This window comes from Mesorhizobium sp. J18 (assembly GCF_007829525.1).
In the GTDB taxonomy this organism is placed as follows: domain Bacteria; phylum Pseudomonadota; class Alphaproteobacteria; order Rhizobiales; family Rhizobiaceae; genus VLJP01.
On record NZ_VLJP01000065.1, the window covers coordinates 1 to 11,784 of the forward strand.

Genomic DNA, 11,784 nt, shown 5'->3' on the forward strand with positions numbered 1-11,784 from the left:
TCCTCCAGATACGCTTCCTGCACACGCGGCGCCAGCTTGTCGGCAGCAAAGGACGCCGCCGCGTCGCGGATCATCCGCTCCTCCTCAGTCAACTGGTCATCAAGGAGGAAGGGGTCGTTCCAGATGAAAGACTGCTGTCCGCTCGTGCTGTCTCTCATCAGTTTGCTGCCGCCGAGAAGGCGGCCTCGATGGAAGCTTCCAGAATATTGAGAGCCTCGTGCAGCACCTTGTCCTCGATAGTTAGCGGTGGCAAGAGGCGCACCACATTTGCCCGCGTGCCGCAGGCAAGGACGATCAGCCCGCGGCTTTCCGCCTCGGCTACGATCCTGTTGGCAAGCTCCGGCGAAGCGCCCTTCGAGGCTCGGTCGGTTACCAGCTCAAATGCCACCATAGCGCCAAGCCCGCGCACATCGCCGATACGCTCCATGCCCTGCCGCTCGGCGATTGCCTTGAGGCACGACTGGATGCGGTCGCCAATCTCGGCCGCTCGCGCGATGAGCCCTTCCTCCTCGATCACATCGAGCACGGCGTTGGCAGCGGCCACGGAAAGCGGGTTGCCCGCATAGGTGCCGCCAAGGCCGCCTGGATGTGCCGCTTCCATGACCTCAGCCCGGCCGGTCACCGCCGAAAGCGGGAAGCCGCCTGCCAGCCCCTTGGCCATGGTTACAAGGTCCGCCCGCACGCCAGAATGCTCGATGCCGAACATCCTGCCTGTTCGCGCCATTCCCGCCTGAATCTCGTCAGCAATAATGAGAATGCCATGACGGTCGGCGATCTCTCTGAGGCGCTCGAGAAACTCCGCCGGGGCGACGTTAAAGCCACCTTCGCCCTGGACCGGCTCAATGATGAAGGCGGCAACCCGGTCCGGATCGACGTCTCCGGCAAAGAGCGCCTCCAGCCCGCCAATCGCATCATCTACGGAAATGCCCAGGAAGGTGTTCGGAAAGGGGGCATGGAAGATGTCGGAGGGAAAGGGGCCGAAATTCTTCTTGTACGGATTCACCTTGCCGGTTAGCGCCATGCCTAGCATGGTACGTCCGTGGAAGGCGCCGGTAAAGGCGACAACAGCGGCACGCTTCGTATAGGCGCGGGCGATCTTTACCGCATTTTCCACCGCTTCCGCGCCGGTGGTAACCAGCATCGTGCGATTCTCTGCCCCCGTCGGCGCCAGCGCATTGAGGCGCTCGGCGAGCCGAACATAGCCCTCATAAGGCGCCACGTGGAAACAGGTGTGTGTGAAGCTGTCCGCCTGTTTCTTCACCGCCTCCATCACCCTCGGATGGCGGTGCCCCGTATTGTTGACCGCAATGCCTGCGGCGAAGTCGATATAACGTTTGCCGTCCACGTCCCAGAGCTCGGCGTTCTCCGCCTTTTCCGCGAAGATGGTACGCGTGCCGACGCCCGGAGCTACGGCTGCCTGCTGTCGTGCCCTTAGTGCTGATGAAAGCATAATCACCCTCAATCTTGATCAACTGAGGCTTTATCATTGCTCATTATTTTGAGCAATACGTGGGCAATATCTTGTCCATCACAGATAGGGAGGCGTGCAGGCAGAGATGACGACGGTACGGCCCGACGAGACATTGCGGAACCGATGCGGAATACGGCTGTCAAAGAGATAGGCCTCACCGGTCTTGAGCACGCGCACCTCGTCGCCCACCGTCACTTCCAGCTCCCCTTCCACAACAAATCCGCCCTCGCTGGAACCGTGCTGAAGCAGCGCTTCGCCAGTATCAGCCTCGGGCTCGTACACCTCGTGAAGAATCTGCAAATTGTGCTCGCGCGCATTGCCGATCTGGCGAAAGAACATCCGCCCGGTGCCGGTGCCGATTGAACTCATGGCGACTTTCGACGTGAGATCGATAAGTTCGTCGTTCCGGAAGAACGGCCCAGGCGGGAATTGCCGCTCCGGCTCGAAGAAGTCCGCCATGCTGACGCCCAGGCCATTGAGAATCTTGCGCAGCGTCGCAATGGACGGGCTGATCTTGTTCTTCTCTACATTGGAGATTTGTGCGTGCGGTACACCGGCGCGCTGCGCAAGCTGCCGCTGCGAAAGGCCGGCAGCGCCACGCATTGCCTTCAGCCGGGCACCGATATCGAAGAGGGGCTCCAGGTCCTCGCTCGACAGGGTTTCGGAAGTCTCTGTCTTGGACATTAGGCTCGCGGACTTGGACATTGGGCTCGCGGATGAGTTTTGACCATGTAGCTAGAGGCCTAGCATAGCGTTCTCTCGCGATATAGCCCCGATCCTTGTGGTCCATCACGCAACGTGCCGGCGGTAACCAGCTGAAATCCTGCAATTCGGATGCGAGTCTAACAAGCTATCCGTAGCATATTTTGAGCAATAACCTGTTGACTCGGATCCGATTCTGGTTTGTTGTATATTAAATGGATACAAAATATTCATATAGAATACATCCGGAAGGGGGCGTGCGCCCGCTCTCGACCGCGCTCAAGACTATGGCTGTACTCGATGTGCTGGCAGGCAGTCCGCGCAGCATGCGACTGCCCGAGGTTGCCGCCTCCATGGGGCTGTCGCGCCCAACGGCCTATCAGCGCCTTCTCACGCTGATGGAGGCAGGCTGGCTCGAGCAGGATGATGCGGGGCGCTACCGCCTGTCCATGCATGTCTGCCGGCTTGCGGCCGCCGCGCTGGAGCAGGCGGATCTCGGTTCCCGTGTGCAGCCGATCCTCGAAGAGCTTGTCCACGAGGTTAAGGAAACGGCCTCGCTCGCGGTGCTCGACCGCGGCCTTCCTTGCATCGTCTCCCGCGTGGAGTCGGACAGCATTCTCAGGGCCGAGCAGAAGATCGGGACCACCATGTCGCTCGAAGGCTCGGCCTCGGGACGCATCCTTACGGCCTTCGCCGACGATATGACCATGAGGCGGCTCAGGGAGGGGGGCGAGCCACTCGCTTCAGAGGAGGTTTTGGCCGCGGCCAGAATTGACGGCTACGCGCTTTCCAGCGGTTACACGCATACCGGTATTCGCGCTATCGCGGCTCCCGTCTTCGACGTGCACGGCAAATGCACGGCCACGGTGTCACTGGTGATGCCCGAGACCCGCTTCAGTCTGGATGCGGTACGGGCCCCGCTGCTCAAAGCGGCGAAAAAGATCACAAAGATGCAGGGGGTACGATAATAGACATGTCCGTCTTGCGCGCGAACTCATCACATGAGGCAGTGCCGCGGCCGCGGCCGACACAAGAGCTGATGCGGCCGGAAAAGCTCGCCGCCTTCCAGCCGAGCCGGCTCAGCATTACACGCGCACTGATGAACCGACTTATCCGCGAACGCTGGGAGATTTCAGTCGAACGCTTCGATATCGACGAGAGCGCTTCCGGAACGGCCGTCTATTCAGTCAAAAGCCCGCGGCAGGAATTCAGCTTCATAGCCTTCTCCCATCCACCGAGTCGGAAGGCGCGAACCGGTCGCATCATCGGCCAGGCCTGGGACATGATGGGTACGCTGAATGAGGGTAGTGCCACCGACGCTGACATCGAGTCTGCGCGCCGGGAATTACCGAAGCTCTATCAAGGTCGTGCGACGCCAAACGCGCTGATATGGTGCCGGTCGAACCGCTCCATGCGCGTTTTCGACCGAACGCTCGCTGCACTCGCTGCTGGCGATCAGCCCTCCATCGACGATCTGTCGCAGGTTTGCTATCTGATGCGCAACACGGGGCTCGACGGAAATGGCACCTTCGGCACCCGTTCCTTTCCGTCGCTGGGAGCGGACCATGCCCTCGGCGGTCCGCTCCAGGCGCAACTCCTTACCGCCTATTTGATGCGGGAATATTCCTGCGATCTGGTCGAGCATCTCGCCCGTCTGACCTCGAAGAAGGCTGTGCCGCTCGATCCGGCCATCCGCCGCTATCTGGGTGTGGGCAACGGATCAGCCCTTGGCCTCATCTTCTTCGTTCATCGTCATCCACAACTGATCGGCAACTGGATCGGCGCGCGCGAAAAAGCCATTGCGCTGGCAAGAGCACTGCCGGTTTCCGCAGGCGATGCCCACGTCAAGCAACTTCTTGCGCTGGTCGAGCGGGCCATCGTGTTCCGCAGGCAGGACAGAATGGTCTACGAGACCTTCACCTCCAGCGCCGCGATCGCCGACGATCTGGAAAAGGTGGAAGGCGCCCTTGCCGGGCTGTACCATACCGGCCTGATCGATGGTGAGCAGTGTACCTATCCGCTCGACGTTCTTGCCCGCCGCTTTGAGGCGCAGCTCTCGCCGGAAGCCTTCGAGACCTATCTATCGCTCCTCATCGAACTCGTCCCCGACGACGCCGACAGGCTTATCGAGAGCATCGTCGGACCTGATGAGATGAACGTTGTGCCGACGGAAAGCGTCGCTTCTCTCGTGGCCTTCATCGAGGACGAATACCGCTGGGCGCTCGACATCGATATGTCCTCCCCCGACGCTTACAAATATGTCTGGTACAAGTCCGAGACCGCGGAAGAGCCGAGACGCGGCGCCCGCGAGGAGGTGCCCGAGGCACTCGATCTAGGATTGGATATCTGTGGCGGGATACAGTCCCTGCTGGCCGACCTGCGCAATGAAGAGCCGGGCCTCAGCGTCGCGCGCTTCCTCATGAAACACCCGGGGCATCGCTATCTGGTGGCCCGCGTCCAGACACTGCGGCAGTTTTCCTACCACACGCCCATGGCCAACATAAACGCTGAGGAATTCATCCCAATCGATATCGTCCGCCTCATGAATGTCGCCATTCACGGCATCGACAAGACGCGGGATTTCCTGCGTCGTAACCTGCGAGGCGTGCTCTACCACGGCGCCCCTACGCCTGAGGAAATCCGGATGGGCCGCTCGGAGTTCTGGGCCTACCCCGCGGAGCCGCGTTCATGAGTGAAGCAGAAGCAATGGAAATGCTGCGCATCATGCCGCGCGAGATGCGGCTCATGACCGAGCGCATCTTCTCGCTTACGGGGCTGCCGAAGAGTTTCCTCCCGGCCATCCAGGACACGGTCATGTACTCGCAGAAACTGGGACTGGGCGGCTTCGCGCTTCTGGAACAGCGCTTCGAGCGCTTGAAGGAGGCGGATCCTGCTCGCGTTTCGATCCGCGAGGAGGAAGGCGAAAGGCTGATCCTCGATGGGGGAGGCCAGCACGCGTGGTTCGTCATGCCGTCCCTGCTTGATCTTATTGGCGAGCTTGTCGGCCGTTTCGGCATGGCCCGCATCTCGGTGGTTGATGTGATGGACCCGACAGAGCTTCGGATCGCGACTGCTCTCGGCGCGCGTGTCGGTCTCTCGATCAGTTTCACAGGCGCCGAGGCCCCGCACTTCACGGCCCTGCAGGTGCCGGTCATAGGCGAGTTGCGCCGCGACGAGCCTCTTTTGTGGGAACTGTTCATGAACGGCTCCAGGATTGAGGCGGGTCTGTGGTGGCGCATCTACCACCTCGCCAAGAAGGCACTCACGCCCGACAGCGTCGTGTCGCGGCGTCACGCTGGCCCGCTCATCGTCAACGATGACGGCACCGTCATCGGCCGTAAGGACAATGACGACGACACGGACATCAATTTTCTCACCTCGCCCAAGAGCGGGGAACTCGAGACGGGAGACGCGCTATCATGATCATTGACGGACTACAATGCGGGCACTTCGATCGTCAGGCTTTCGAGTCACTTCAGGCTGCCGGCGTCGGTGGCGTCGTCGTCACCTGTGGATTCTGGGAAGGTGCGGTTGAGTCGCTCGACTCCATTGCCAAATGGCGCGACCTCGTGCGTGAGAATGCGGACGTGGCCGATATCGCCACCACTGCTGCCGACGTGCGGCGCATCGGCGATGCTGGCAAGGTCGGCGTCATTCTCGGTTTCCAGAATGCAAACCTCTTCGAAGGTCGCATCCGCCTAGTGGAGCTGTTTGCGGAGCTTGGGGTCCGCGTCGTCCAGCTTACCTACAACAACCAGAACGAGCTCGGCGGAAGCTGCTATGAGATGGAGGATTCCGGTCTCGCTCGCTTCGGCAAGGAGGTCGTGCGCGAGATGAACAGGGCCGGTATCCTGGTTGATTGCAGCCATGTCGGCGATCGAACCACGCTCGATGCGATCGAGGTTTCGGAAAAGCCGATTGCGGTGACCCATGCCAACGCCCGCTCACTGTTCGATCACAAGCGCAACAAGTCCGACGATGTGTTGAAGGCGCTTCGCGAGACGGGGGGCGTCATAGGCTGCGCCGCTTACCGCAACATCACCGGCGACGAATATTGTAAGTCTATCGAGGCCTGGTGCGGCATGATCGCCCGAACTGCGGAAATTGCCGGGATCGACTCCGTCGCCATCGGCACGGACCGCAGCCACAATTTCACCGCCCCGGATTACGCTTGGATGCGCCAGGGCCGCTGGACGCGCGGCATTGATTACGGTGCCGGTTCGGCTACCCGCCCAGGCAAGGCGCCGCCCCCTGACTGGTTCCAGTCAGTCGAAGACATGCGGATCATCCCTGACGGCCTCCGCAAAGTGGGCTTCTCGGAAGACGAGGTCGCGAAAATAACCCACGAAAACTGGCTTCGGCTTTACGAGGCCACGTTTGGAAACCAAGAGAGGAGAACGCAAACATGACAGTGCGCAGGAACAGAGCTCCATTCCTTCTTGCACCGAGCCGCCGCTCCTTCCTGAAGGCATCCGGAGCAGCCGTTACCACGACGCTCGCGATGCCCTACATCGCCCAGGCACAGGAGAATGTGCTCTACATAAATACCTGGGGCGGCCCGTGGGAGGAGGCTGCCAAGCAGTATATCTTTGATCCGTTTACAACCGAGACGGGCATCGAGATCCGCACCGTCTCTCCTGTCTCTTTCGCCAAGCTGGCGCAGCAGGTGCGAACGGGGACTTATGAATTCGACGTTACCACGCTGGGCGCTGGAGAACTGATCCGCGCCGAGCAGGCAGGTCTTATCGAGGAGTTGGAGGCTCCGTTCGATGGCGGCCTGTTCCACAATGGCATCGCCTCGCACGCATTTGCCACAGTGATCGCCTGGCGCACCGACAAATTCTCCGATGGCGGCCCGCAAAACTGGGCGGAGTTCTGGGATGTAGAACGCTTCCCCGGACCACGCTCGCTGCAGCGCTATCCTGCGCGTGTCCTGCCACTTGCATTGCTTGCCGACGGCGTCGCGCCCGAGGATCTTTATCCCCTTGACATCGACCGCGCCTTCGCCTCGCTCGACAGGATCAAGGATCATGTGCTCGTCTGGTGGACGGCCGGCGCTCAGTCGACGCAAATCCTGCGCGACGGCGAGGTGGATCTTATCGGCATATGGCATGGCCGCTACTTCGAGGCTGAGGATGCCGGCGCGCCCGTCGCCATGACCTGGAACCAGGGCGAGATCGAGCGCGCGTACTGGGTAGTAGCCAAAGGTACGCCAAACGCCGAGAATGCCCGGAAATTCGTCGAGTTCGCGACCAGCCCCGAGCCGCTGGCCGGTTTCGTGACCCAGGCAGATTATGGCCCGCTCAATCTGGCTGCAAACGAGTTCATCTCGACCGAAGACGCTGCCCGCATGCCCACCTCGCCGGATAACTACCCGCTCACCTTCGAACAGGAGATCGATAATTTCGGCGCCGACATTGAGGAGGTGGCGCAGCGCTTCGAGGAGTGGCTGGCAAGCTAAGAATCTGGCTTTCGGCTTGATAAGGCGAGCCGCTTGACTCGTGCTCGGACCGGAGCAGACGAAAAAGGAACCGCAATGGGAGCAACGATTGCAAAGTTGGCCGAAAGGCCGAACCTGTGGCCGTGGCTGCTTTTGACGCCGCTTGCCATCTATCTTGCCATCTTCTTCCTGGTGCCGCTCGTCAATGTGGCTATCATGAGTGTGACGGAGCCCCGGCTGACGCTTGCGAACTACGAGCGGGTGCTTGTGGGAGCGCTTTACCAGCGCGTCTTCCTGAATACCTTTCTGACCGCCGGCCTTGTGACGCTAGCCTGCCTGTTGGTCGCCTATCCGCTCGCTTACCTGATGAACCACTCCAGCCAGCGCACGGCGATGATGATCCTGCTACTCGTGACCATGAGCTTCTGGACAAGCTTCCTCGTGCGGACCTATGCCTGGATGGTGCTGTTGGGCAATAACGGGCCGATCATTGCGTTTATCAAGGCGATTGGCATCGAGATCCCGCCGCAGCTTCTGTTTACGCGCTTTTCCTCCACGCTTGCCATGGTGCACATCCTGGCCCCCTACATGATCATGAACATCTACTCGGTCATGCGGAAGATCGATCCTGTGCTTATCCGCTCCGCCGAAAGCCTTGGAGCGCGGGGGTTTGCGCTTTTCCGCCATGTCTATCTGCCGCTCACCGCGCCCGGCATCGCCAATGGCTGCGTGCTGGTCTTCGTCATCTGTCTCGGCTTCTACGTCACGCCAGTCCTGCTCGGCAGCCCGCGCGAGCAGATGATCGCCGGCCTCATCGGCACCCAGATCGAGGAATTCCTGGCATTTGGAATGGGCTCCGCGATGGCCATGGTGCTACTCGCCGTCACACTCGCGATCCTCGCCATCTACCACCGCCGCTTTGGCCTGGACAAATTGTGGGGCTGAGATGGACCGCTTCCTGCGCCTGATCGGCTTTCTGGTGATAATCTTCATCGCCGCGCCGCTCGTCATCGTCGTGCCGATCTCGTTTTCCAACGCCCGATCGCTGCAGTTCCCGCCGCCTGGCTACTGGCTCGGCTATTACCAGGCCTATTTCAGCGACACGGACTGGTTGCGACCCACCTTCAACAGCATCCTGATCGCGACTGCCACCACGGTGCTGACCATGGTGCTCGTGGTTCCTGCCACTTTCGCGCTGGTGCGCCACCGCTTCTACGGCAAGAGCGTGGCCGACCTCATGATGCTGATGCCGCTCGCCGTGCCCCACATCGTGATGGCCGTCGGCTACTATTCCTTCCTGGGCAATCTGCGCTTGGTGCACACGCATATGGGCGTGGTGCTGGCGCATGCCTGCCTGTCCGTCCCCATCGCCTTCCTCGTGCTCTCGGCCAACCTGAAAGGCTTCGACCGCAATCTGGAGCGCGCGGCGCAGAGTTTGGGTGCAAGCCCGGTGCAGACCTTTATCCATGTCACGCTGCCCATCCTGCGACCCGGGCTCTTTATCAGCGCGCTCTTCGCCTTCATCCAGTCCTTCGACGAGACGGTGGTAGCGATCTTCATCTCGGGCCGAGATGCGGAAACACTGCCGCGCAAGATGTTTGACAGCATCCGGCAGGAGGCCGATCCAGTTATTGCTGTCATCTCCACGTTGCTTTTCGCTGCCGTGCTTCTCGCCCTCCTGACACCGCTAGCGTGGAGCAGTATCCGCAAGCGTTTGCGGAAGAGACCGCCGGCCGCAGCCTTCAGCGGCGGATAATGATGGCCATCAACAGGATTTCCGAATGCAGAGCTATCTTCAGCTAAACGGCGTCACCAAGACATTCGGCGATTTCACCGCCCTGCAGAAGGTCGACCTCGCAATCGACAAGGGCGAATTCGTCACCTTTCTCGGCCCTTCGGGTTCGGGCAAGACCACTACACTGATGATCATCGCCGGTTTCGAGAAGGCCACGTGCGGCGACGTACTTGTCGAGGGCAGATCGCTTTCAGGCCTCGCACCGCATGAGCGCAATATTGGCATTGTCTTCCAGAACTACGCGCTCTTTCCACACAAGACTGCGCTAGAGAATGTCTATTTCCCGCTCCAGATGCGCGGCGTCAAACACCCCGTAGGCCTGAAGAATGCAGCGGATATGCTTGAGCTCGTCGGTCTCAAGGGTTTCGGCCACCGCTATCCGAAGGAGCTTTCGGGCGGCCAGCAGCAGCGCGTTGCGCTGGCGCGCGCGCTCGTCTTCGAGCCGTCGCTGTTGCTTCTCGACGAGCCGCTGGGTGCACTCGACAAGAACCTGCGCGAGCAGATGCAAATCGAGATCAAACGCATCCAACGCGCCCTTGGCGTGACCACCATCTTCGTCACCCACGACCAGACCGAGGCGATGTCGATGTCAGACCGCATCGTGGTGTTCGAAAAGGGCAGCATCCAGCAGGTCGCGACGCCGCTCGAGGTCTACCACAAGCCGCGCACGCGCTTCGTTGCGGGCTTCATCGGCGAGAGCAACATCATCGAGGCCACCGTAGTAGATCCCGCCGCCCGCAAGGCGACCGCCGAACACATCGGCGAGATAGAGTACGCGCCTAGCGAATTCAGCCTTCACAAGGGCACGCCGGTCACGCTGATCATCAGGCCTGAACACATTCGTCTGTCCCGCGACCCGAAGAAGGGACGCCACAACGCGCGCATGAAGGTGGAGACCATTGTGAACTATGGCGACAACGCGCTCGTCATCGGCCGTGTGGGCGAGCAGTCGATGCGTGTCCGCGTGCTGGGCGCGGATGTTGTCATCATCAAGGAAGGCGAGGACTGCCACGTCAGTTGGACGCCCGACTCCGTTTACATGATCGCAAAGTAGGCAAAGAAGAACATGGCTTCAGTGACTGACCCCATCGAACGCTTCGGCATCGGCAAGCGCGCCAGCATAGCCGTCTCCCATAACGGCACCGGCTACTTCGCGGTGACGCCACAGGCTCCCTATGACGGCTCGCTCAGCGCGGCCGTGCAGACGAACCAGCTTCTCAAAAAGGCCGAGGCGCGCCTCGCCGAGATTGGCAGCGGTAAGGACAGGCTCCTCTTCGTTGCGATCATCCTGGCGGATATGGAGAATTACATGGAGGTGAACGGCGTGTGGGATGAATGGGTAGCTGACATCGCCCCGCCGGCTCGCGCCTGCTTCAGCGGCGCCCTCGCTAATCCGGACATGAAGGTCGAGATGATTATGGTCTGCTCTACCAGCAAGGCCTGAAACGAGCCCGCGCGGCCCGACCCCGCAGGAAACCGCCCAATAACGATAACAATGAGTCACTCCAACAATGGGAATCAACATGACCTCAGTTCTGAATACGAAGATTTCGCGTCGGCTGTTTATAGGCGGTAGTACGCTGGGCCTAACCGCCCTCGCATCGCCATACGTGATACGCGGTTATGCGAATGACAAGTTCCTTTATGTCAACACTTGGGGCGGCGTCTGGGAGGAAGCCGTCAAGAAGAACATCATCGATCCTTTCACCAACGCAACCGACATCGAGATTCGCACGGTTTCGCCCGTCTCCTTTGCCAAGCTTGCCGCGCAGGTACGCAGCGGCGTGTATGAGTTCGACGTGACCACGCTCGGCGCGGGCGAGTTGATCCGTGCCAACGGAGCCGATCTGGTGGAGTCCGTGGAGTCTGCCCCTCTCGACAGGTCATCCCTGTGGGATGGCGCGGTTTACATGAACGGCGTTGGCTTCGACTGCTTCTCGACCGTCATTGCGCACAACAAGGAGAAGTTCTCCGAGGGCGGGCCGACCAACTGGCAGGAATTCTGGGACGTCGAGCGTTTCCCCGGCGGTCGCAGCCTTCAGCGCTACGCCGCGCGTGTGCTTCCCCTCGCCCTGCTTGCTGACGGGGTCGCCGTCGAGGACCTCTACCCGCTCGATATCGACCGCGCCTTCGCCTCGCTCGACTGATCAGCCCCACTTGAGTGGTCCATTTTAAAAGTTAGTGCATCGCCGGTCTTTGGTCCATCGGAAGGATGGTTTCCGGGGCTGGCGGGCGATAGCCCAATGCGCTGTGTGGTCGTTTCGTGTTGTAGTGCTTCCTCCATTGCTCGATCAGTATTTGTGCCTCGCGGAGGCTGTAGAAGACTTCTCCATTCAGCATTTCATCGCGGAAGCGGGCGTTAAAGCTCTCGCAATA

General features: G+C 60.6%; 13 protein-coding genes and 1 pseudogene. 10 read left to right on the plus strand and 4 right to left on the minus strand.

The annotated features are described in order from the left end of the window. From L598_RS21855 to L598_RS18380, 3 genes and pseudogenes are all read right to left on the minus strand, one after another. Nucleotides 1-158 (minus strand): annotated as a pseudogene (locus L598_RS21855) (acyl-CoA dehydrogenase); the annotation flags it as partial. After that, nucleotides 158-1,450, minus strand: coding sequence for a 4-aminobutyrate--2-oxoglutarate transaminase (gabT, locus tag L598_RS18375; RefSeq protein WP_144864974.1), 1,293 nt, complete (start codon nucleotides 1,448-1,450; stop codon nucleotides 158-160). The pseudogene L598_RS21855 and the gene gabT, both read right to left, overlap by 1 nt. 78 nt (nucleotides 1,451-1,528) lie before the next feature. Further along, complete coding sequence (locus L598_RS18380; RefSeq protein ID WP_144864976.1) at nucleotides 1,529-2,155, minus strand: cupin domain-containing protein; 627 nt, start codon at nucleotides 2,153-2,155, stop codon at nucleotides 1,529-1,531. 275 nt (nucleotides 2,156-2,430) lie between these two features. Between L598_RS18380 and L598_RS18385 the strand changes: the two genes are divergently transcribed. From L598_RS18385 to L598_RS18430, 10 genes are all read left to right on the plus strand, one after another. Next, nucleotides 2,431-3,141, plus strand: a complete 711-nt coding sequence (locus L598_RS18385) for an IclR family transcriptional regulator (RefSeq protein ID WP_210245025.1) — start codon at nucleotides 2,431-2,433, stop codon at nucleotides 3,139-3,141. A 71-nt stretch (nucleotides 3,142-3,212) separates the two neighbouring features. Continuing rightward, a complete protein-coding gene (locus L598_RS18390; RefSeq protein WP_246658828.1) occupies nucleotides 3,213-4,865 on the plus strand; it encodes a hypothetical protein in 1,653 nt (550 codons plus the stop codon). Beyond that, the gene (locus L598_RS18395) at nucleotides 4,862-5,596 is read left to right on the plus strand and encodes a hypothetical protein (protein ID WP_144864982.1); all 735 of its coding nucleotides are present in this window, start codon (nucleotides 4,862-4,864) and stop codon (nucleotides 5,594-5,596) included. Before L598_RS18390 ends, L598_RS18395 begins: the two co-directional genes overlap by 4 nt. Next, nucleotides 5,593-6,582 carry a membrane dipeptidase gene (locus tag L598_RS18400; RefSeq protein ID WP_144864984.1) on the plus strand — a complete coding sequence of 330 codons (990 nt, stop codon included), beginning with the start codon at nucleotides 5,593-5,595 and terminating at the stop codon, nucleotides 6,580-6,582. Before L598_RS18395 ends, L598_RS18400 begins: the two co-directional genes overlap by 4 nt. Then, nucleotides 6,579-7,634 (plus strand): ABC transporter substrate-binding protein, encoded by a 1,056-nt coding sequence (locus L598_RS18405; protein ID WP_144864986.1) that lies wholly within the window; start codon nucleotides 6,579-6,581, stop codon nucleotides 7,632-7,634. Before L598_RS18400 ends, L598_RS18405 begins: the two co-directional genes overlap by 4 nt. 75 nt (nucleotides 7,635-7,709) lie before the next feature. After that, entirely contained in the window at nucleotides 7,710-8,558 is an 849-nt protein-coding gene (locus L598_RS18410; RefSeq protein WP_144864988.1) for an ABC transporter permease, read from the plus strand. Nucleotide 8,559: 1 nt separating this feature from the next. After that, entirely contained in the window at nucleotides 8,560-9,369 is an 810-nt protein-coding gene (locus L598_RS18415; RefSeq protein WP_144864990.1) for an ABC transporter permease, read from the plus strand. Between the two features lie 25 nt (nucleotides 9,370-9,394). Next, nucleotides 9,395-10,462, plus strand: coding sequence for an ABC transporter ATP-binding protein (locus tag L598_RS18420; RefSeq protein WP_144864992.1), 1,068 nt, complete (start codon nucleotides 9,395-9,397; stop codon nucleotides 10,460-10,462). Between the two features lie 12 nt (nucleotides 10,463-10,474). Continuing rightward, complete coding sequence (locus L598_RS18425; protein ID WP_144864994.1) at nucleotides 10,475-10,852, plus strand: RidA family protein; 378 nt, start codon at nucleotides 10,475-10,477, stop codon at nucleotides 10,850-10,852. A gap of 79 nt (nucleotides 10,853-10,931) precedes the next feature. Next, nucleotides 10,932-11,555, plus strand: coding sequence for an extracellular solute-binding protein (locus tag L598_RS18430; RefSeq protein ID WP_144864996.1), 624 nt, complete (start codon nucleotides 10,932-10,934; stop codon nucleotides 11,553-11,555). 31 nt (nucleotides 11,556-11,586) lie between these two features. Here the strand turns inward: L598_RS18430 and L598_RS18435 are convergent. After that, nucleotides 11,587-11,784: integrase core domain-containing protein (locus tag L598_RS18435; RefSeq protein WP_144864998.1), on the minus strand; the 198-nt coding region annotated here is incomplete at its 5' end.

Bases quoted from the DNA above. Each gene is read 5' to 3' on its own strand.
- L598_RS18405 (WP_144864986.1), top strand. From the start codon at position 6,579: ATGACAGTGCGCAGGAACAGAGCTCCATTCCTTCTTGCACCGAGCCGC.
- L598_RS18410 (WP_144864988.1), top strand. From the start codon at position 7,710: ATGGGAGCAACGATTGCAAAGTTGGCCGAAAGGCCGAACCTGTGGCCG.
- L598_RS18420 (WP_144864992.1), top strand. From the start codon at position 9,395: ATGCAGAGCTATCTTCAGCTAAACGGCGTCACCAAGACATTCGGCGAT.
- L598_RS18430 (WP_144864996.1), top strand. From the start codon at position 10,932: ATGACCTCAGTTCTGAATACGAAGATTTCGCGTCGGCTGTTTATAGGC.
- L598_RS18415 (WP_144864990.1), top strand. From the start codon at position 8,560: ATGGACCGCTTCCTGCGCCTGATCGGCTTTCTGGTGATAATCTTCATC.
- L598_RS18400 (WP_144864984.1), top strand. From the start codon at position 5,593: ATGATCATTGACGGACTACAATGCGGGCACTTCGATCGTCAGGCTTTC.
- L598_RS18390 (WP_246658828.1), top strand. From the start codon at position 3,213: ATGCGGCCGGAAAAGCTCGCCGCCTTCCAGCCGAGCCGGCTCAGCATT.
- L598_RS18380 (WP_144864976.1), bottom strand. From the start codon at position 2,155: ATGTCCAAGACAGAGACTTCCGAAACCCTGTCGAGCGAGGACCTGGAG.
- L598_RS18395 (WP_144864982.1), top strand. From the start codon at position 4,862: ATGAGTGAAGCAGAAGCAATGGAAATGCTGCGCATCATGCCGCGCGAG.
- gabT (WP_144864974.1), bottom strand. From the start codon at position 1,450: ATGCTTTCATCAGCACTAAGGGCACGACAGCAGGCAGCCGTAGCTCCG.
- L598_RS18425 (WP_144864994.1), top strand. From the start codon at position 10,475: ATGGCTTCAGTGACTGACCCCATCGAACGCTTCGGCATCGGCAAGCGC.